The following is a 21,709-nucleotide window of genomic DNA, read 5'->3' as shown; positions in this document are numbered from 1 at the left end:
AAATGGCAAGGGAAATAAAAATAAAGCGGTGATCCCAATGGGATCACCGCAGACTGATATGAGGTCAGTTTAGGGCGATTACAACTCTAATGTTTTAACTTTATAGCCCAAGGCTTTGATATTGCCCTCTATCTTAGCCCTATCGCCCACTATCACCACCACCATCTGATCGAAATTCAGCTCTCTGGCCGCCAGGGCATTGAGGGTCTGTTTATCGATACTCTTAATGATTTTATCCTGCTGCTCGGTGAAGTTCGCGTCCAGATTAAAGCGTTGGATATTACGCATAAAGCCCGCTTTTTGATAAGGGGTCTCATAATCCAGCGCCTGTCCTTGAGAGACAGAGTCGCGCATAAAGCTCAGCTCTTTATCTGTCATCCCTTCGGCCTGATAGCCTCTTATTTCTTTGGCAAACTCCGCGAGTGAGGCTGCGGTTACATCGGTTCTGACACTCGCCGTCGCTTCAAATTGCCCTACTTCACTGCCGCCGGAGAAGAAACTTCTGGCGCCATAGGTATAACCTTTATCTTCACGCAGATTAAGGTTAATACGGCTATTGAAAGCGCCGCCCAGCGGGTAGTTCATCAGATAGGATTTAAAGTAATCCCCAGTCGCATCATAGGGCATGGCAAGTTTACCTATGGCAATCACAGACTGAGCCGCATCGGGTTTATCTATGATATACACAACCCCAGCATCCAGCCTAGGCAGTTGGCCTAAGTCTGGCATAGGCGTTTGATCTCCCTGCCAGTTCCCCAACCAGCTTAGCTTACTGAGCATCTGCGCCTCATCGAGGGCGCCCACAGTGACGACCTGGGCATTACCGGCACGATATTGGGTCTGATAAAACCCTTTCACATCGTCCAAGTTCAAGGCGGCGACACTGGCCATGGAACCATCGGCGCTCACGCCAAGCGGTGACTCTTTACCGAAGAGCAAGGCTTTAAAGCCGCTGTCAGCCAGATAGTTAGGATCAGACTGCATATGTTGCAGGCTCTGCATGTGCTGCCCTTTGACGCGCTCAAAATCCGGCGCCAGGAAGCCAGGATTGAACAACTTCTCCTGAACTATGGCCAAGGTTTCATCCAGGTTAGAGACAAGTGAGGAGACCTTGATGTAACTCTGATAATCGCTGGCACCAAAGCTCACCGAACTGCCAAGCATCTCCAGAGCCTGGGCCAACGCCTCGGTCGAGCGTTTGCTGGTCGATTCATTGAGCATGGCGGCTGTCAGTCTAGCCAATCCCGCCTGTTTCACATCCACCAGACGATGGCCGCCGTTGAGATAGATGATTAACTCCACTGTGGGGGTTTCACTGCTTGTGGTGCCCATAACAGAAATACCGTTACTCAACTTATCCTGCCACAGGGTGGGCACATTGATCACGGGCGCCGCCTGCGTCGTGGGCATAATATTACGATCGAAAGATGAAGGAGCAGCCTTGATCTCACCTAAGCCGGTAACCGCTACTTTGGCAACCTGAGACTCAGGAGCCACATAGTTATCGGCATGGGCCACTAGCTGGGTCATTCCCTGAGGCACCACACTCATCACCACCATGGGCTTGTCTTTAATGTAAGTATTAAATACCCGCATTACATCGGCCTTGGTGACGCTGGCATAGCGCTTAAGATCCTTAGCCAGCATGTCTGGATCACCATAAAAGGTTTGGTTTTGCGCCAGGGTAGAGACTTTGCCTTGGACACTCTGCAGACCAAAGATGGTATTGGCTTCAAACTGCACTTTTACCTTTTGCAGATCATCATCTGTCACGCCGCGCTGCTCAAACTCAGCAATGGACTCCTGAACACGCTTTTCGATATCGCTAAGCTGACCACCTCGGGCAGGGTTGGCCAAGGCGAATACGGAAAACTGACAGGCCAGCTCCTGGCAGGGATGACTCACCCCGGCCTGCACTGCGTAGCCATCTTTAACCAAATTTTTATACACAAGCGAAGTTGGGCCGCCGCCGATAATATTGGCGAGCAGATCTAATGGCGCCTCATCTTGATGGCCGGCATACACGGTTGGGAAACCGATACGCAGCAGCGGCAGATGTACTCTGTCTTCCATGGAGATATAGCGGGTTTTATCTAAGGTGACTAAGGTTTTTTCATCATTACTGACCGCTGGGCCGCGTGGGATCTCGCCAAAATATTTGTTTACCCAGGCAAGCGTCTGCGCCTCATCAAAATCGCCGCCTATGGTTAAGGTGGCATTATTGGGGCCATACCAGCGCTGGAAAAACTGTTTCACATCTTCAACATCGGCGCGGTTAAGATCCTCTGGCCAACCAATCACAGGCCAGGAGTATTGATGACCTGCCGGGAAAAAGGCTTTATTAAAGCGTTCGCCCATACGACCATAGGGTTGGTTATCGATGCGCTGTGCCCGCTCGTTTTTCACTGTCTCGCGCTGTACCTCAAATTTTTTCTCTGTCAGCGCAGGCAGGAAATAGCCCATACGATCTGACTCGAGCCACAACATCTTTTCCAACTGGTTGCTGGGCACAGTCTCAAAATAGTTGGTGCGATCTGTATTGGTTGTCCCATTAAGCGTGCCGCCCGCCTCGGTGACGGTTTTAAAATGCTGTTCATCACCCACATGCTCTGAGCCCTGGAACATCATATGCTCAAACAGATGAGCAAAGCCTGAGCGCCCTGGCAGTTCGCGGGCAGAGCCCACATGATAAGTCACATCCACATGGACCAGAGGATCGGAATGATCCTCATGTAAAATCACGGTAAGGCCGTTGGCCAATTGATATTTCTTAAAGGGGATGCCTACCTGGCCATCTGCGACTGTCACAGTTTCGACCAGGGAAACCCCTTGAGGTAAATCTGTGCTTGTGCTGGAAGTTACACATCCTGTCAGTGCTGCCGAAATCGCGACAGCAAGTATCCATTTTCTCATAAACACCTACTCCTATTGATATAAATCCTGGCTAACCACATTAAACAACAAGCGTACAGCCCTGTAAAATATCCATCAATGTCATCGGCCAGCTTAGCCACACGGCTCAAGTTTGTTACAAACATACCCCGATGCTTTTAGCTTACCTAATGAAAAAGCGTAATTTTTTATGTCTGCCGTCTGCGCCTGATCTCCATCATACTTACCGCCACTTGTTTGGTGATAAAAATCACACTTTAAATAACAATAAGTTATAATAAAATTGTTTAGTTAGACAAGACCTTAGTTCGATACAATGGCAGGATAGAGGGGAGTCAATAAAAAGTATTAAAAATAACTCCCTTATTTTTTTAAGGTACAATCAACTAGATAGATTTGGAATTCATCCCATGTGGCAAATAATAAAAAAAATCCCATTTTGGCAAAAAGTGCTTGCCGGTTTTATTCTTGGGGTCACGCTCGGTATTATTCTTGGTGAAGGCGCAACCCAATTAAAGCCTCTAGGCGATCTCTTTATCGCCGCGATCAAGATGCTGGTCGCCCCACTCATCTTCTGCGCCATAGTCGTCAGTATCACCTCCCTTGGCACTGGTGCCAGTTTGAAACGGCTTAGCTTCAAAACCTTAGCCATGTTTATGCTGACAGGTACCATAGCCTCGCTCATAGGCTTAACCATAGGTAGCCTTATCGACATGGGCGGTACCCTGGAGCTGGCCACAACCGAGGTGAGAGAACGAAATATTCCCGGATTCTCACAGGTACTGCTGGATATGATCCCGGTGAATCCTTTTGCCTCTCTAGCCGAAGGTAAAGTGCTGCAGATTATCGTCTTCGCCGCATTAGTGGGTATCGCCATCAATCAAATTGGTGAGAAGGCAGAGCCCCTTAAACGCACCATAGAAGCGGGTGCTGAAGTGATGTTCCAGTTAACTCGCCTGGTGCTACAGCTCACCCCGATAGGCGTTTTTGGTTTAATGGCCTGGGTTGTGGGTGAATATGGTTTATCCATGCTATTGCCTCTGGGTAAGTTTATCGGCGCTATCTACCTTGCCGCGCTCATCCATATTATCTTTGTCTATGGCGGCCTAGTGAAATTTGCCGCCAGACTCAGCCCTGTGCAGTTTTTCCGTAAGGCCATGCCGGCACAACTGGTGGCCTTTACCACGGCATCGAGCTTCGGCACCCTGCCAGCCAGTACCAGAGCAACTGAAACCATGGGTGTTTCCAAGAAATATGGCGCCTTCGTATTACCGCTCGGCGCGACCATGAATATGGATGGCTGCGGCGGTATCTATCCCGCCATTGCGGCGATCTTTATCGCACAGATCTACGGTATACCACTGGATATGACCGACTATATGCTGATCGCCGTCACCGCCACCGTAGCCTCTGTCGGCACGGCAGGCGTTCCCGGCAGTGCCATGGTGATGCTGTCGGTCACCTTAGGTGTGGTGGGTTTGCCGCTTGAGGGGATCGCCTTTATTGCTGCCATCGATCGCGTTATCGATATGATCCGCACCGCCACCAACGTCACCGGCGATATGATGACAGCCGTGGTCGTGGGCAAGTCAGAAGGACAGCTAGATGAAGCTCAGTTCTATGATGATAAAGATGAAGTCGTCGGCGAGAGCGCCAGCTAATTGTTAAATGATTGAACATTAAAAAAGCCGCTTAAGCGGCTTTTTTAATGCTAAAATATTGTTCAAAATAGAATAATATCCCTATAACAAGATCAGGCTATGTAGGGGATTAAGGAGATTTATGGCCCGGATGTTCCTGCTTCCTATCATACTTTGCCTGTGCTGGACCCTGTTTTTATACCTCAATGGGGTGCCCCTTAAGCAGGGGAAGAAGGGTTATATCTATATCATAGCCATCAGCGCCAGCGTCATAGCCTCACTGGGCTTACTCCTGTGGATCACCTCAGGACAAAATCTAAGGTATTAAAACCTGATGCATTAGCATCTAGCCCATGAACATCAAGTAATTAACTCAGAGGCTCATGACGCATAGCAGATTCATGCCTTATCTTGCGGGCTTTGGTTACCACTCTGATTTTCGCCTCGCGCAGTTGGAGACCGTGATAATAGTGCCAGACAAAAGTAACACCCAGCAGCAAACCAACGAAAGAGTGCAGTAAGCTGGCTACCAGCTGCCCAGCTTCGCTGCCCAGATAATAGAGTCCAACGCCGGTAACACCTAAGAGTAGCAGGCTCAGCGTCTGAATCATGCCACTGATATGATTGCGTTTTTTTCGCCAACCGCTACGAATATGACTATGCCACAGCGCGCCGAGCAGCATAAACAGCAGCCAGGCAGATACCACATGGATAATCACGGCAGGCAACCTATAGCCCCATTCTAGCCACAGCTCCATCTCCCACTCCAGTTTGAACTGCGCCACCCAGGGCAGCATATAGAGTCCCGAGAGCATCACCGCCAGTAGAGTGCTACTCAGCAGCCAGAAAAACCAATTAGGGTAGCCGGTTAATCGTTTCATTGTCTTAGATCCCATCGAGAAAATGCACAGCCTGCCCCTTAAGCCGGTGAAGCAATGCAATTAGTTCATCACTCTTGTCATCATCAAATGCCGCGGCGACCTTTGTCAGTCCGTCGGCGCGCCAGGCAGAAGCAGCCTGAATGCTGATCACTCTCTCGTGACTCTCTGGCTTATCACTACCATCTTGATGCGTCACGATCAGACCCGGCTGCATAGGATCCAGCCCTCCACCTACCCTCGAGCTGGCCAGGGCTTGATTGTTAAGGCTTTTGGCCACAGAAAGCCCATGGCGCTCTCGCCTATGCACAGGCAGCATCGCACAGCCAAACACCCGCAGATCGCCACCGGCATTGACCCAGCCACCCTGGGCGCCTTGCCTGCGTAAACTGCTGACAGCCATGTCGACCGCATAGCCTTTGGCTATGCCATCTAATGTCACCAGTACGGGGCGTTTTAACCTGGCCGATTGGTGACCAAGCTCGATATCCTGCCACTCGCCCCGCGGCAAAAATTCTTGCTGGCTATGACGCGGCAGCACGCCGCGCGTCACCAGCTCACCGCCTAAGGTACAATTAAAGCGGTTATTGCTTAAGCGCCCCAGGGCTCTGGCCAATCTCAGCACCCGCATGGCATCCCGTTCCAGGGGGACCCAGACACAGGGATTGAGATTGAGCCTGGATAATGCGCTGTCGGGGCGATGAAAACTCAGCTCATTATGGACGCCGGTGATGCGCGTAAAGGCCGCATCTATCATGCCATGGGCATCGGCTTGAGTTAGCTGCTCATCGGCAAGCAGCGCCACCTCGACAAAGGTGCCTAACAGGGGTTTGGCGCGGCGGATCAAGAGGCCACTTCTTGTGCTAAAAATAGCTTATGGATCACCAGTAAGCGCTTAACCCCATCGAGCAGGTTACGGCAACTGAGGGTCGCACCGCTGATATTGCTGACATCCTGTTCTAGCTTGAAGGGGTCGGCTAAGGTCTTGCCCAAAAACTGCTGGCGCCAGCCAGGCTCTCTCACTTCCCCGCCGTGGGTCTCGCGGTAACTCATGATCTCCATCCCCAACACGCTGCCATCAGGGCTGATCGCCACGGCATAGGTGATGTACTCATGTTTACCTATCACATCATCGACGATAAACCAGCCCTTGAACTCGCCATTCTGCTCCACCCGCCAGATAGGCTGGGTATCCTGACGTTGGCGGGTGCCCGACAGTGACTTGATCTGATCTTTGGCATCGCTGGTCAGTAAGCGCGGCTGCTCGATAAAACTGGCCGTATCCGGAAACAGCAAGCTTTGGGCCTGGGCGACGCTCAGATAATCTGTGCTGTGTGCCGGCGCCACCACAAAGGTCATGGGCAGAAACCACAAGCTATTGATAGGTTGATTTGTCATGTTCACCTCAATTGACAGAGGCCCATCTTGGATGACCCCCTGCTTTAGAAATTAAAGGCGACCTTGAGCCTGAACTCCTGCTCCGTCTTTTCGATGAGATGCAGATCTGTATCGGCCTGATTAGCATACTGCTCGCCACCACCGGCCAACTGTGGCAACCAAGTTAAGGTCGCCCACCAGGTTTGAGTGCCGTAATGCAGTGACGGGCCGGCGAACCAGGACCAGCGCTCCTGACCCACCTCGGTTTCAAACTCGGTTTCATAGAGCAGCTCGGCGCTGACAAACCAGTTAGGCGCAAAGCGGTAACTCAGGCCTGTGCCAAATTTCAGCTCGATCTCCATTTCTGGATCCGTTGGCCAGTCGAAGTTCGCCGGTAAGTTAGCGATTTCGGCTCGGTCGGCATAGGTGGTCTCAACCCCTAAGTTACCCACCCAGATCAGCTCTCCTTCGAGCATATATTTCTGCGTCTGCAGACCCAAATCCAGTGACAGAGTATCCTTATCCTGACCCGAGTGTTTATCCAGCCAGTCATAATCCAGACTCATCGACATAGATAAGCCGATATCGTCCATGGCTGGGCTGAGGAACATATAGCTCATGCCCACTTCCGCCCCCGAAGTACTGAAGCCAATATCTTCCTCTTTAGGCAGATAACCATCGACGATCAGTCCTTCATTCTTAAGCGACATAAACTTGAAAGAGCCGGAAACTGAAAACTTGTTGCTGTAGCCATACTCAAGTTCAGTCTCGTAATCGATACCGCGATAGGTTCCCTGCCCCTTACCGTCGCGCAGTGTCACTTTCTGATACAGCTCCATGGCATCTTTAGGCAGGGCTTCTGCAGCCTTAACATAGCCAAACAGATCTTCCCCCGCCATGGCACTGGGCGCACTCGTCACTCCCATAAGCGCTAACATAAGTAGACTGATTTTATTCCTTGAAAAACGATCCATATGAACAGACTCCCCATCGAGCTTTATTGTTAATTTGGTCGCATCATAGTCAAGTGCAAACGCGAATGCAAATAGGTCTTATTTGAATTAACCGCGATAAATAATGTGATTTGATAATTAATTGATTAAAAACAGAAGGATAAACATTAAAATTAACTTAATTTATTTTTCACGCTAAATTAACAATGATTGCCTTATATATCGCTCACACACTGAGAGCCTGTCCATTGGCTACACATCTCATGCCCTTTAAAAGTAAAAAACGGCGCTCAATAAGCGCCGTTTTTGCTATCAAGGATGAGAAATAAATGAGTGATTAGCCACCCAATACTGCCAGCAGGACACCGGCTGCGACCGCCGATCCCAATACACCTGCGACATTCGGTCCCATGGCATGCATGAGCAAGAAGTTCTGCTGATTAGCTTCCAGCCCCACCTTATTGACCACCCTGGCCGCCATAGGTACGGCAGATACGCCGGCCGCGCCAATCAGCGGATTGATCTTACCGCCGGACAGTTTACTCATCAGCTTGGCCATCAGGACACCAGCCGCAGTTCCTATGCCAAAGGCGATCGCCCCCAGCACCAAAATCCCTAAGGTTTCCAACTGCAGGAACTTATCGGCAGAGAGTTTAGAGCCCACTGCCAGACCAAGGAAGATAGTGACTATATTGATCAGCTCATTTTGCGCCGTGTTAGACAGCCTTTCCACCACACCAGACTCACGCATCAGATTGCCTAGGCAGAACATGCCTACCAGAGGCGTCGCGGCCGGGAGAAAGAGGATAGTTAAGCCTAATACCATCAAGGGAAAGAAGATCTTCTCTTTTTTACTCACTTCGCGCAGCTGCTCCATCTTGATCTGACGCTCAGCTTCCGTGGTCAGCAGCTTCATAATAGGCGGCTGAATAATAGGCACTAATGCCATATAGGAGTAGGCGGCAACCGCAATCGCCCCCAGCAGCTCAGGCGCCAGTTTTGAGGCAAGGAAAATCGCCGTCGGACCATCGGCGCCACCAATAATGGCAATGGCCGCCGCGTCTTGCATGGTAAATTCAAATCCGGGGACGAGATTCAGCGCGATAGCGCCTATCAAGGTAGCAAAAATACCGAACTGAGCCGCGGCGCCAAGCAGTAACATCTTAGGGTTGGCGATCAGCGCGCCAAAATCGGTCAGCGCCCCCACCCCCATAAAGATCAGCAGCGGAAACACGCCTGTCTCTATCCCCACATGGTAAGCGTAATAGAGCAAACCGCCCGCTTCGCTAAAGCCGCCATTAGGGATATTGGTCAATACCGCGCCAAAACCGATAGGAACCAAAAGCAGGGGTTCAAATCCCCGCGCGATGGCCAGATAAAGCAGCAAGCCACCCACGGCCATCATAAACAGCTGACCAGCCGTGAAATTAGCAATGCCTGAGTCGGTCCAAAATGCCATTAATCCTTCCATTTCAGACTCCTATGCCATAGCCAACAAAGGCTTGCCGACGGCAACTGAGTCGCCCTCTTTTACCCATACCTGACTGACAACGCCATCGAACTCGGCACGGATCTCAGTCTCCATCTTCATCGCTTCGAGAATGATCACCACATCACCGGCACTGACTTTGTCGCCTGGGCCGACATTAACCTTAAAAATATTGCCCGACAGCGGCGCCTTTATCTCATGGCTTGCCGCTGCGGTGTTCACAGGCGCCAGCTTTGTTGATTCTGAAGCTGCTGGAGCATGGGCCTCAGTTGGCGTGATCTGCTCGATATCACCGCCTTTGGACACCTGAACCACAAAGGTTTGCCCCTGCACATTGACTGTATAGACTTGGGGATCTGATGGAGATTCACTATTTTGCACCTGACCATTTTGAGCTGTAGCCACTTCGACTCTACCCTGCGGCTTAGGCTCAAACGCGGCGGCATCACCCCTGTTGGTTAAAAACTTAAGGCCGATTTGCGGGAACAGGGCATAAGTCAGCACATCATCATCTTTCTCAGATGCGAGGGTGATCCCCTGCTCATCCGCCTTCTGATCCAGTTCGGCGCGCAGTTTATCGAGCTCAGATTCCAGTAAATCCGCCGGGCGGCAACTGATCGCCTCTGCGCCATTGAGCACACGACTCTGCAGCTCGCTATTAACCGGAGCGGGCGTCGCGCCATATTCCCCTTTTAATACCCCTTCGGTCTCTTTGGTCATCGACTTATAGCGCTCACCCGTGAGCACATTGATCACCGCCTGAGTGCCGACTATCTGAGATGTGGGTGTTACCAGCGGAATAAACCCTAAATCTTCACGCACTCGGGGGATCTCCTCGAGCACCTGATCTAATTTGTCAGAGGCGCCCTGCTCGCGCAGCTGATTTTCCATATTGGTCAACATACCGCCGGGCACCTGAGCGCGCAGAATGCGTGAATCAATTCCCTTAAGTTCGCCTTCGAATGCCACATATTTCTTTCTCACCTCACGGAAATAGGCTGCTATCTCTTCGAGCAATGCCATATCGTAACCCGTGGCGCGATCGGTATCTTCCACCATGGCGACTAAGGTTTCGGTGGCACTGTGACCATAGGTCTGGCTCATTGAGGAGATAGCGGTATCGAGTACATCGATCCCCGCCTCTATCGCTTTCTGGTATGTTGCCGTACTCAGGCCCGTTGTCGCATGGCAGTGCATACTGACTATCAAATCTGTCTGCGCCTTAAGCTGACTTATCAGCTCAAAAGCCTCCATAGGTTTAAGCAAGCCAGCCATATCCTTAATGCACAGGGAGTGACAGCCCATATCTTCGAGGCGCTTTGCCATATCCACCCAGGAAGAGAGGGTATGAACCGGACTTGTGGTATAGCTGATGGTGCCTTGGGCATGACCACCTATATCAACCACAGCCTTGATTGCGCTTTGCAGGTTACGCACATCGTTCATCGCATCGAACACGCGAAAAACATCAACACCATTGAGATAGGCACGCTCGACGAAACGATGCACCAGATCATCGGCATAGTGGCGATAGCCCAGTAGGTTTTGCCCTCTAAGCAGCATCTGCTGTGGTGTATTGGGCATGGCTTTTTTCAGCTCGCGGATCCGCTCCCAGGGATCTTCACCAAGATAGCGAATACAGGCATCGAAGGTGGCCCCGCCCCAGGACTCAAGGGACCAGAAGCCCACTTGATCTAGCTTGGGCGCAATGGGCAACATATCTTCCAGGCGAAGGCGTGTAGCCAAAATCGATTGATGGGCATCGCGCAGAGCGACATCAGTTAATGCAAGTGGCTTACTCATAAGATCCCCTTATTAGGCTTTAGCACGATATTGATAGATGGCAGTACTAATAGCCGCCACCAGACTAGGCTCGATTGAGTATGACTCGCTGGTTTTAACAGCCGCGTTATCCTGAATACTCGGCGCTACCACTGGCTTATATCGCCACGCCACTAACTTGACCGCCAAAATAAGCAGTGACAGGAAGAGGAATACCAATCCCATTCCCAGTACCATAATGACCAAGGCCTGCATGATCTGCTGAACTATTACTTCCATATCGTCCTCATTTGCCATCTCGCCAATCAGTGCATTTCCCCAAAGGACACTGATCACGCGCACACTATTTATTCACTATTAATGCCATAAAAATCATTACATAAAGCAAAGATTCAATGACAGCTAAGTCAATAAACACAAAAAAGAGACAAAAAGATAACTAATTTACAACAACAAAGCGAGCACTTTTGTAAATTGGTCTTACCAAATAGACAGGTTAACGACGAATAACACTGACTAACAGACTAAAAATGCTGTTTTTTCCATCATGAGAGTCAGTAAAAACATTTTTATCAAGCAAACCAGATAAAGCGGATATTAAGCAGAATATAGAGCAGGCTAATGCCTTAGCCGATGGTAAAACGATGATTTATGCAGTAACCATTGCAAGGGTGGGGATGCAAAAAAAGAACAACAGATAGGGTGGTAGAATAACTCGCTGCAATGCAAAACCGCAGGTAATAATAAGAATCGCAGACAATAAAAAACCCGTGATGATTAATCACGGGTTTTTTATATGATGGCGGAGAAGGAGGGATTCGAACCCTCGATGGGATATAAAGCCCATACTCCCTTAGCAGGGGAGCGCCTTCGGCCACTCGGCCACCTCTCCGTCTAAAATGGTACGCGTGAGAGGATTCGAACCTCTGACCGCCTGGTTCGTAGCCAGGTACTCTATCCAGCTGAGCTACACGCGCAAAATCAGTTTTTAAAAGCAAAACAACGGATAAATCCGCTGTTTTTAAATATGGTACGCGTGAGAGGATTCGAACCTCTGACCGCCTGGTTCGTAGCCAGGTACTCTATCCAGCTGAGCTACACGCGCAAAGATAAACTAGGTGATATAGATGGTACGCGTGAGAGGATTCGAACCTCTGACCGCCTGGTTCGTAGCCAGGTACTCTATCCAGCTGAGCTACACGCGCATCTTATATCTATAGCACTACTAAATAAAAAATGGTACGCGTGAGAGGATTCGAACCTCTGACCGCCTGGTTCGTAGCCAGGTACTCTATCCAGCTGAGCTACACGCGCATCTTTTTTATTTGGTAAGAAATGGCGGAGAAGGAGGGATTCGAACCCTCGATGGGATATAAAGCCCATACTCCCTTAGCAGGGGAGCGCCTTCGGCCACTCGGCCACCTCTCCGTTTTCTTGGCGCACATATTACTGTTTGAAGAAAATAAGTCAAACCATTTCTCGGAAACAGATTCTATTTGGACTGTTTTTAAGCAGTTGCTACAACTAAAGCAAAGACCCAACGCCAAATGTTATCAAAAAGGTTAAAAAGCCGTTGGTTAAAAACAAAAAAGCCAGCAACAAGCTGACTCTTAGGATTCACAAATAGCCTTAAGCTAGATGCTTAAAAGTTACCGCCTTCTGCAGTGTTACCAGACTTTTCAGACTGAATACGCTGATAGATCTCTTCGCGGTGAACAGAAACTTCTTTCGGTGCATTTACACCAATACGCACTTGATTACCTTTTACGCCTAAAACGGTGACCGTTACTTCATCACCTATCATCAGTGTTTCACCAACACGACGAGTCAATATCAGCATACTTTTGCTCCTTTAGATACACATTCTGCTTTTACGGCACTATTCCGTTGTAGTCTTATTATACGATTAGCTTAATATAAATTAATAGTGTTGCTGCCAAAAACCCTACCTAACGCACATTAAAGTAATCTAAATATGCCATAAGTCTACTCCTACCACCAATTAATCTCAGTTAACACTGTAAACTATGGCATAAAAAAAGCGCTGAATAAGCGCTTTTTTTGAATTTAAATTAACTCAGCTTCTCAGAGAGCCAAGGCAACACAGAGGCGAGCGCCGAGTCCAGCTTAGCAGGCTCGCTACCACCTGCCTGTGCCATATCGGGACGTCCACCGCCTTTACCGCCCACCTGGGCTGCGACCATGGCGACCAGTTCCCCGGCTTTGACTTTGCCGGTCAGATCTTTAGTCACGCCAGTGATAAGGTTAACTTTATCTTCACCTGCGATACCCAATACCACTATGCCAGATTGCAGCTTCTGCTTAAGCTCATCCTGCAGGCCGCGCAGCGCACCGGCATCGACGCCTTCAAGCTTCTTCACCAGCACTTTCACGCCACCAAGGTCCTGGGCTTCGCCAGCAAGGTCGGCACTGGTCGCTGCCGCTAGTTTATCCTTAAGCTGAGCAAGCTCTTTCTCAAGCTGCTTAGTCTTATCCAACTGCGCCTTAAGCTTAGTCACCACAGACGCGCTGTCGCCCTTAAGCAGATGGGCGGCCTGCTCGAGCTGGGCCTGCTGCTCGCTAACATAAGCCATGGCCGCCGCTCCCGTTACCGCCTCGATACGGCGGACACCGGCGGCGATCCCACCTTCAGAGGTGATCTTAAACAGCCCTATATCACCTGTGCGGCCCACGTGTGTACCACCACAAAGTTCAATCGAGAAGTCGCCCATGGTCACCACACGTACCTGAGAGTCATATTTCTCACCAAAGAGTGCCATCGCGCCTTGGGCCTTAGCCGCTTCGATATCCATCACCTGCGCCTTCAGCTCATGGTTGCGACGAATTTGAGTGTTAACAAGATCTTCTACCGCTTTTAGCTCTTCGGGCTTAACCGCCTCGAAATGAGAGAAGTCAAAACGCAGTCTTTCTGGATCGACAAGCGAACCTTTTTGACTCACGTGAGTCCCTAAGATCTGACGCAGCGCCGCATGCAGCAAGTGGGTAACTGAGTGATTCAACTGAGTACGGTGTCTTAGCTTCTTATCTACATTGGCACTGAGCACTTGACCCACGCTCAGGCTGCCAGATTTAAGTGTGCCCAGGTGACCAACCGCTTGGGCATATTTTTGTGTGTCGTTAACCACAAACTCGACGCCGCCCGCCTGCAGTACACCTTTGTCACCACACTGACCACCGGACTCACCATAGAATGGTGTGCTATCCAGAACGACCACGGCTTCTTGCTCACCCTCAAGATGAGTCACGGCTTCACCATTTTGATAGATGGCAACCACCTTGGCCTCGCCATTCAATTCTGTGTAGCCACAAAAATCGGTTTGAGCATCAATCTTTAAACCGCTGTTATAGTCAGCTTCAAATTGACCCGCGGCCTGAGCACGGCTGCGCTGGGCTGCCATCGCCGCTTCGAATCCCGTCTCATCAACCTGAATATCACGCTCGCGGCACACATCTGCGGTCAGATCCACAGGGAAACCGTAGGTATCATAGAGTTTAAATGCCGTCTCACCGTCTAATGTGTTGCCTTCAAGTTCGTTAAGCGCACTGTCTAAAATTCCCAAGCCACGCTCCAGCGTACGGGCAAACTGCTCCTCTTCGGCTTTGAGTGATTTTTCGACTATGGCCTGAACTTCTTGTAGCCCTTTTGCCGCATCGCCCATCACCTCGATCAAGGTAGGAACAAGTTTATAGAAGAAAGCTTCGCTGGCACCCAGCTTGTTACCATGACGCACAGCGCGACGAATAATGCGGCGCAGCACATAACCACGACCTTCGTTCGATGGCATCACGCCATCTGCGATTAAGAAGGCACAAGAGCGAATATGGTCGGCGATTACGCGCAGTGATTTGTTTTCCAGATCTGTCACTTGGACAATTTCGGCCGCTTTTTTAATGAGGGCCTGGAAGATATCTATCTCATAGTTAGAGTGAACACCCTGTAAGATAGCGGCAATACGCTCGATACCCATGCCGGTATCGACCGAAGGCTTAGGCAGCTTATCCATAGTGCCATCGGCCTGACGGTTGTACTGCATGAATACGATATTCCAGATCTCGATAAAGCGATCACCATCCTCTTCAGGTGTGCCAGGACGGCCACCCCAGATATGCTCGCCGTGATCATAGAAAATTTCAGTACAGGGACCACAAGGACCCGTGTCGCCCATCTGCCAGAAGTTATCTGACGCATAAGGCGCGCCTTTATTGTCGCCGATACGGATAATATTTTCAGCGGCAACACCTATCTCTTTATTCCAGATCTCAAAGGCTTCATCATCTGTCTCATAGATGGTGACACATAGACGTTCTTTGGGTAACTTGAGCTCTTCAGTCAGGAAGGTCCATGCAAAACGAATCGCATCATGTTTGAAATAATCACCGAAGCTGAAATTACCTAACATCTCAAAGAAGGTGTGATGACGTGCCGTATAACCCACATTGTCCAGATCGTTATGTTTACCGCCCGCACGCACGCAACGCTGCGCCGTGGTTGCTCGGGTGTAATCGCGCTTATCATCGCCAAGGAAAACATCTTTAAACTGGTTCATACCAGCGTTGGTGAACAATAAGGTGGGATCATTACCGGGTACCAGTGAACTGCTGTCCACAACCTGGTGACTGTTTCTGCGGAAAAAATCCAAGAAAGCACTTCTCAGCGCTGCTGTGGTTTGATACATGAAATCATCCTGAAATTAGGTTAAATTCACAGTGAAATTCGCGATTCACCGATAGCGTAATAAGTCCGATATTATAAGCAGTCTGGCGTTGAACAACCAGAGGTTTAGCTAAGGAAGCGTGAAAGAAAACGAGAAATGTTCATTCGAGCAGCTACTAGTCGGCCCACGGGCGGCGACTCAGCTGTGAAGATTAATGGAGCGCAATGGCAATAGGTCGCTAAATTCTATTAGTTCAGACTAGATCTGAGCTAGTACATATTAATCAAGGCTAATCAGGCTCTATAGCCAAGGCATAGCTTATCTGATCATAATCGAAGCCTTGAGCAAGCAGATAACGAACCCGTTTAGCCCGCTCTTTCTGATCGCTTATCTCACCGCTATTGGCAAATTTCTTATTCGCCTTGGTTTTAGCCAGTTCATACCAGTCGCAATCACTGCTGTTGAGCGCCGTCTCACCGCAAGCCTTATCCAAGCCTTTCTGATACAGAGATTGCCGAATACGATTCTTACCATGACCTTTGCTGATATGGGAGCGAACCAGCAGAGCGGCAAACCGGACATCGTCTAAGAAGCCTCGCTCAAGACAGAGTTGCAGCGTCGATTCAATTTCGTTTGATTCGAACCCTTTTTGCTGCAATTTGGTTTTAATTTGGTGGGTCGAATAATCGCGGTGGGCAAGCAGGCCTACCGCGATATCCATAGCTGAAGCAGACATAGATCAGCGCAATGGCAACGGGTGATTAAAACACTTCACCGGTTTCTAAATCCACATTCTCATCACTGGTCGCTGAGGAAGCCGACACTTTCTCGCCAGAGAGCAGCATGGCACGTAGCGCGGTATCGATTTCGGCTGAAATATCTGGGTTATCCAGTAGATATTTACCGGCATTCGCACGGCCCTGCCCTATCTTGTCGCCTTTATAGCTGTACCAGGCGCCTGACTTTTCAATCAGCTTATGAGCCACACCTAAGTCAACCAATTCGCCTGTGCGGTTAATACCTTCGCCATAAAGGATCTGGAATTCGGCCTGTTTAAATGGGGCGGCGATCTTGTTCTTCACGACTTTAACGCGGGTCTCGTTACCGATAACCTCATCTCTGTCTTTAATCGCACCTGTACGGCGGATATCCAGACGAACAGAGGCGTAGAATTTAAGCGCGTTACCCCCAGTGGTGGTTTCTGGGTTACCAAACATCACACCTATCTTCATACGGATCTGGTTAATAAAGATAAGCAGGGTGTTAGATTGTTTCAGGTTACCGGCAAGTTTTCGCATCGCCTGGCTCATCATACGTGCTGCTAAGCCCATGTGAGAGTCACCAATTTCGCCTTCAATCTCGGCCTTAGGCGTTAATGCTGCAACCGAGTCAACGATGATCACATCTACCGCGCCAGAGCGAGTCAGCGCATCACAGATCTCCAGAGCTTGCTCACCTGTATCTGGCTGAGAACAAAGCAGATTATCGATATCCACACCCAGCTTTTTAGCATAGATAGGATCCAGCGCATGTTCGGCATCGATAAAGGCACACACTTTACCATTACGCTGGGCGGCGGCAATTACCTCCAATGTTAGAGTCGTCTTACCTGAAGATTCCGGGCCATAAATCTCAACAATACGTCCTAGTGGTAAACCACCCGCACCCAATGCGACATCCAGAGAGAGCGAGCCGGTTGAGATGGTTTCGACATCCATAGTACGGTTTTCACCTAACTTCATAATGGAGCCTTTACCAAATTGCTTCTCAATTTGACCCAGTACCGCGCTCAGGGCTTTCTCTTTATTCGCATCTATCTTCATTATGCTTTCCTCATCATCACAGACGCCGCGCTGTGTTAAATCCGTAAGTTAAGGCAAACGCCTAAATTGACGCCAGACCCTTTTCAATATGAAACCTAGTATACTGTACAATCATACAGTATCAAGTACTGTATCCAATTATTTTTTATCGATGCAAAAACAGCAACTTAACCAGAAGCCCTTCTCAATCGTCTCGAATTTCATCAATTAACCATGATAAATCAGTACGTAAAGCAAAATTATTGCTACTATTGTGGATTCAATTTTTAGCCATCTTGGCATTTAGTTTACCGAGCAATTTAGCAGGATATCTGAGTCTCTTCATGAACGCCGTCGATCATCAAAACCTCGAAAAGCACACACCTATGATGCGTCAGTATTTGACGCTAAAAACCGAAGCCCCAGATATGCTGCTATTTTATCGAATGGGCGACTTTTATGAGCTCTTCTATGATGATGCCAAGCGTGCATCTGAGCTGCTTGGGATCTCGCTGACGGCCCGTGGCAAAAGCGGTGGCGATCCGATCCCTATGGCGGGGATCCCCTACCATGCGGTCGAAGGGTATCTGGCTAAGCTGGTGCAGCTTAGGGTCTCTGTTGCCATTTGTGAACAGATTGGCGATCCGGCAACTTCCAAAGGCCCGGTAGAGCGTAAAATTGTTCGTATTGTCACGCCTGGTACTTTGACCGATGAAGCACTACTGCAAGAGCGTCAGGATAACCTGCTGGCCGCGGTTTACCATGGCAAAGTGGGTTTTGGTTATGCCACCTTAGATATCTCATCGGGTCGCTTTGTGGTCACAGAGCTGACAACAAAAGAGGGACTGGAAGCCGAGCTGCAACGCACGAATCCTGCCGAACTACTCTACAGCGAAGATTTCTCTGAGATGGGACTCATCAACCATTTCAACGGCAAACGTCGTCGCCCCGAATGGGAGTTCGACTATGACACAAGCCACAGGCTGCTGCTAGAGCAGTTTGGCACCAAAGATCTCTATGGTTTTGGTCTGGGTGATGTCCGGCTGTCGATACAGGCGGCGGGCTGTCTGATGCAATATGTCAAAGACACCCAGCGCACCGCCCTGCCCCATATCAATGCCATAGTGCGATTCAATCAATATGACAGCATCATCTTGGATGCGGCCACACGCCGTAATCTGGAGCTAACCCGAAACCTGCAGGGCGGCAGTGAAAACACCCTAGCCTCAGTGCTGGATAACACGGCAACCCCTATGGGCAGCCGAATGTTACAGCGCTGGATCCACGAACCGCTCAGAAATCATCATCACATTCGGGCACGTTTAGATGTATTAGAAGAACTGTTGGATTCTGGCAATTTTGAGCCACTGCACGAGATGCTCAAAGCCCTTGGCGATGTGGAGCGGATCACCGCCCGCCTGGCGCTGCGAAACGCCAGACCCAGAGACTTTGCCCGTCTGCGTCAGGCGCTCTCATGCCTGCCTGAGATTCAGATGCTGTTAGCCTCATGCCAGAGTACAAGGCTCAAAGAGCTGGCCCTCTCTCTTGGGGAGTTTCCCGAAGAACATGCCCTACTAAGCCGCGCTATTGTAGACAATCCTCCCATGCTTATCCGTGATGGCGGCGTCCTGAAAACCGGTTATAACCCTGAGCTGGACGAGTGGCGCAGACTCAGCCAAGGCGCCAGCGATTACCTAGATCAACTGGAAGCAAGAGAGAAAGCTCGCACTGGCGCATCCACACTTAAAGTGGGTTACAACAGAGTACATGGCTATTATATTGAGGTCAGTCGGCGCGAGTCCGACCTAGTACCTATGAGTTATCAGCGCCGTCAGACCCTAAAAAATACTGAGCGCTACATCATAGCTGAACTCAAAGAGCATGAAGAGAAGGTGCTCTCCAGTCAGGGCAAAGCCTTAGCACTGGAAAAACAGTTATGGGATGAGCTGTTCGATCTGCTGCTGCCCAAACTGCATGAACTGCAGGAGTTTGCCCGCGCCGCCGCCGAACTGGACGTGCTGAGTAACTTCGCCGAACGTGCCGAGCTGCTGGACTACCACAGACCCGAGCTAAGCGCCGATAGCGGCATCCTTATCGAAGCGGGCCGTCATGCCGTGGTCGAGCGCGTCAGCCAGACTCCCTTTATTGCCAATCCGGTTGCCATTAATCCACAAAGACGCATGCTGATCGTGACCGGCCCCAACATGGGCGGTAAATCCACCTATATGCGCCAGGTGGCGCTTATCACTCTGATGGTACACATAGGCTGTTTTGTACCCGCACAAAAAGCGGTGATAGGCCCAGTCGATCGCATTTTTACCCGTATTGGTGCCGCCGACGATCTCGCCTCTGGTCGTTCAACCTTTATGGTAGAGATGACAGAAACCGCCAACATTTTACATAACGCCACCCCTGACAGTCTGGTATTGATGGATGAAATCGGCCGCGGTACCTCCACCTATGATGGACTCTCCTTGGCCTGGGCGGCGGCGGAATATTTAGCAAATAAGCTAAACGCCATGACGCTGTTTGCCACCCATTATTTTGAGTTAACCCAGCTTGCAGACACGCTCAATAATGTGGCTAACGTCCACCTGGACGCCATGGAGCACGGCGACACTATCGCCTTTATGCATGCAGTGCAAGAAGGCGCCGCCAGTAAGAGCTATGGCCTGCAGGTCGCCGCACTGGCGGGTGTCCCCAGCAAGGTGGTACAAGCGGCAAAACATAAGTTGCATCATCTTGAGTCGCGGGATTATGATGCCCCTCAACCTATGACCGGGCAGCAGATGCTCAATTTCAGTGAACCTGAGCCATCTGCCGTGCAGCTGAAACTTAAGCAGATCGATCCCGACCAGCTCTCAGCCAAACAGGCACTGGATCTGCTTTACGAGTTAAAGGCCTTAAGTTAAGACTTACATTGACTTAAATTACTTGATGCTTGAGCGAGTGACTCCATCTGCGCAAACTCGCCAAGCAAATCAACTCAACAAGCAGATATCTCGACAAAGAAAAAGCGATAACGACTCATTAGCGGTAGAGTGGTTATCGCTTCTTATCTTTTTATCTAGAAAGAGAACGGTTAATCGCCGCCCATTATCGATAAGTGGCTTAGTTGTGACCCCAGCCGACACTGGGTTTAAGCCACAGGTGGACTGTGACTTCATCCCTGTCATGATAGAGATGCTTACAGGCGAGTTGAAACTCCTCGATACCATTCTCTTTCAATATGGTTCTCATCGTCTCTAAGATGGTTGACACCTCTTTATAACGGCTCTTCATCGGCAATTTAAGATTAAAAATCGCCTCTTTAAACCAGCCGTTGATCGCCCAGGCTTCAATAAGTTCGGCCACCCGCGAAGGCTTTTCCACCATGTCGCACACCAGCCAGTAGATATTCTTACGTGGCGGCTCGAAGCGAAACCCATCAGCCTCATAGTGTTTCACCTGGCCGGTATCCATCAGGCTCTGCGCCATGGGGCCATTGTCTACCGCAGCCACAAACATGCCGCGGCGCACCAACTGATAGGTCCAGCCGCCAGGACAGGCACCAAGGTCAACCGCGTTCAAACCGCTGCGAAGGCGCGTCTCCTGCTCCGGCTTGGGAATAAAGTGGATAAAAGCCTCATCCAGTTTCAAGGTCGAACGGCTGGGCGCGTCGCTGGCCATTTTCAATCTGGGGATCCCCATAAAATGGGGCGAGCTGTTATTGCTCAGAGAATAGCCCACATAAGCCGTCCCCGAGCCAACGAAACAGACATGAATAATGGGGCGCTTAGGATTTTCTTTCTCCAGCAAGCGTCCGCTGCGCTTGAGCGCCTGGCGTAGAGGCACGGTCAACTTACGACAGAAGGTCGACAGCTCTTTTGCCTCATTGGTGTCTGGGGTTTCGACTCTCAGCTCACCCGCTTTACTAACCTTAGCCAAGGCATCAACAATGGGACTGACCCGATCATTTTCCGGCAAAGATTTAAGCAGTTCGGTCGCGGCAAACATCTGCCGGGTGAAGATCAGCGAGTCCAGTGGCAGCTCCTGTGCTAGACGATCCGCGTCACCAGCTTGAAAACACTGGAAAATCACATAGGCATCATTTCTGTTGGTTTTAACAAACCCGCCAATACTCAGTTGTGCTGCGCGATCTTGGATCTCAGCGGCACACTCTTTCTCGTAGCCGGCGCGGCAGTATAAAAATAGGTTGATCATCGACATATCCTGAATAA

16 protein-coding genes and 6 tRNA genes are annotated in these 21,709 nt (G+C 50.0%); 3 read left to right on the top strand and 19 right to left on the bottom strand.

Annotation, left to right across the window (positions count from 1 at the left end; translation table 11 throughout):
* Positions 1-78: 78 nt before the first annotated feature.
* Entirely contained in the window at positions 79-2,913 is a 2,835-nt protein-coding gene (locus tag LZP69_RS08230) for a M16 family metallopeptidase (protein ID WP_234199777.1), read from the bottom strand.
* Positions 2,914-3,302: 389 nt separating this feature from the next.
* On the opposite strand from LZP69_RS08230, the gene LZP69_RS08225 reads away from it, so the two are divergent.
* Complete coding sequence (locus LZP69_RS08225) at positions 3,303-4,553, top strand: dicarboxylate/amino acid:cation symporter (RefSeq protein ID WP_234199776.1); 1,251 nt, start codon at positions 3,303-3,305, stop codon at positions 4,551-4,553.
* A gap of 121 nt (positions 4,554-4,674) precedes the next feature.
* Complete coding sequence (locus LZP69_RS08220) at positions 4,675-4,860, top strand: hypothetical protein (protein WP_234199775.1); 186 nt, start codon at positions 4,675-4,677, stop codon at positions 4,858-4,860.
* A gap of 40 nt (positions 4,861-4,900) precedes the next feature.
* Here the strand turns inward: LZP69_RS08220 and LZP69_RS08215 are convergent, their stop codons facing one another.
* From LZP69_RS08215 to recA, 17 genes are all read right to left on the bottom strand, one after another.
* A complete protein-coding gene (locus tag LZP69_RS08215) occupies positions 4,901-5,413 on the bottom strand; it encodes a hypothetical protein (RefSeq protein WP_234199774.1) in 513 nt (170 codons plus the stop codon).
* A gap of 4 nt (positions 5,414-5,417) precedes the next feature.
* Positions 5,418-6,257, bottom strand: coding sequence for an FAD:protein FMN transferase (locus tag LZP69_RS08210; RefSeq protein WP_234199773.1), 840 nt, complete (start codon positions 6,255-6,257; stop codon positions 5,418-5,420).
* Positions 6,254-6,808, bottom strand: a complete 555-nt coding sequence (locus LZP69_RS08205; RefSeq protein ID WP_234199772.1) for an FMN-binding protein — start codon at positions 6,806-6,808, stop codon at positions 6,254-6,256. The genes LZP69_RS08210 and LZP69_RS08205 overlap by 4 nt, the downstream gene beginning before the upstream one ends.
* A gap of 44 nt (positions 6,809-6,852) precedes the next feature.
* Complete coding sequence (locus tag LZP69_RS08200; protein WP_234199771.1) at positions 6,853-7,725, bottom strand: DUF6662 family protein; 873 nt, start codon at positions 7,723-7,725, stop codon at positions 6,853-6,855.
* Positions 7,726-8,077: 352 nt separating this feature from the next.
* Entirely contained in the window at positions 8,078-9,211 is a 1,134-nt protein-coding gene (locus LZP69_RS08195; protein ID WP_234199769.1) for a sodium ion-translocating decarboxylase subunit beta, read from the bottom strand.
* Positions 9,212-9,220: 9 nt separating this feature from the next.
* On the bottom strand, positions 9,221-11,032 hold the full coding sequence (gene oadA, locus LZP69_RS08190) for a sodium-extruding oxaloacetate decarboxylase subunit alpha (protein ID WP_234199767.1): 1,812 nt from the start codon (positions 11,030-11,032) through the stop codon (positions 9,221-9,223).
* A 12-nt stretch (positions 11,033-11,044) separates the two neighbouring features.
* Complete coding sequence (locus tag LZP69_RS08185) at positions 11,045-11,290, bottom strand: OadG family protein (protein ID WP_234199766.1); 246 nt, start codon at positions 11,288-11,290, stop codon at positions 11,045-11,047.
* A 521-nt stretch (positions 11,291-11,811) separates the two neighbouring features.
* Positions 11,812-11,903, bottom strand: a tRNA-Ser gene (locus LZP69_RS08180).
* Between the two features lie 8 nt (positions 11,904-11,911).
* A tRNA-Arg gene (locus tag LZP69_RS08175) sits at positions 11,912-11,988 on the bottom strand.
* 51 nt (positions 11,989-12,039) lie between these two features.
* Positions 12,040-12,116: transfer RNA gene (locus tag LZP69_RS08170), tRNA-Arg, on the bottom strand.
* A 23-nt stretch (positions 12,117-12,139) separates the two neighbouring features.
* A tRNA-Arg gene (locus LZP69_RS08165) sits at positions 12,140-12,216 on the bottom strand.
* A gap of 32 nt (positions 12,217-12,248) precedes the next feature.
* Positions 12,249-12,325, bottom strand: a tRNA-Arg gene (locus LZP69_RS08160).
* 22 nt (positions 12,326-12,347) lie between these two features.
* Positions 12,348-12,439, bottom strand: a tRNA-Ser gene (locus LZP69_RS08155).
* 214 nt (positions 12,440-12,653) lie between these two features.
* Positions 12,654-12,851: a carbon storage regulator CsrA gene (csrA, locus tag LZP69_RS08150; protein WP_234199765.1), complete on the bottom strand. Its 198-nt coding sequence runs from the start codon at positions 12,849-12,851 to the stop codon at positions 12,654-12,656.
* A gap of 232 nt (positions 12,852-13,083) precedes the next feature.
* On the bottom strand, positions 13,084-15,708 hold the full coding sequence (gene alaS, locus LZP69_RS08145) for an alanine--tRNA ligase (protein ID WP_234199764.1): 2,625 nt from the start codon (positions 15,706-15,708) through the stop codon (positions 13,084-13,086).
* Between the two features lie 268 nt (positions 15,709-15,976).
* Positions 15,977-16,423 (bottom strand): recombination regulator RecX, encoded by a 447-nt coding sequence (recX, locus tag LZP69_RS08140; RefSeq protein ID WP_234199763.1) that lies wholly within the window; start codon positions 16,421-16,423, stop codon positions 15,977-15,979.
* A 25-nt stretch (positions 16,424-16,448) separates the two neighbouring features.
* Positions 16,449-17,510, bottom strand: coding sequence for a recombinase RecA (gene recA, locus LZP69_RS08135; RefSeq protein ID WP_234199762.1), 1,062 nt, complete (start codon positions 17,508-17,510; stop codon positions 16,449-16,451).
* Positions 17,511-17,833: 323 nt separating this feature from the next.
* Between recA and mutS the strand changes: the two genes are divergently transcribed.
* Positions 17,834-20,401, top strand: a complete 2,568-nt coding sequence (gene mutS / locus LZP69_RS08130) for a DNA mismatch repair protein MutS (RefSeq protein WP_234199761.1) — start codon at positions 17,834-17,836, stop codon at positions 20,399-20,401.
* 199 nt (positions 20,402-20,600) lie between these two features.
* On the opposite strand, the gene rlmM is transcribed toward mutS, so the two are convergent.
* A complete protein-coding gene (rlmM, locus tag LZP69_RS08125; protein WP_234199760.1) occupies positions 20,601-21,692 on the bottom strand; it encodes a 23S rRNA (cytidine(2498)-2'-O)-methyltransferase RlmM in 1,092 nt (363 codons plus the stop codon).
* Positions 21,693-21,709: the final 17 nt, after the last annotated feature.

Source organism: Shewanella sp. AS1 (genome assembly GCF_021412565.1).
In the GTDB taxonomy this organism is placed as follows: Bacteria; Pseudomonadota; Gammaproteobacteria; order Enterobacterales; family Shewanellaceae; genus Shewanella.
The sequence above is the reverse complement of the archived record's forward strand: the minus strand, read 5'-3'. Positions and strand labels throughout refer to the sequence as shown.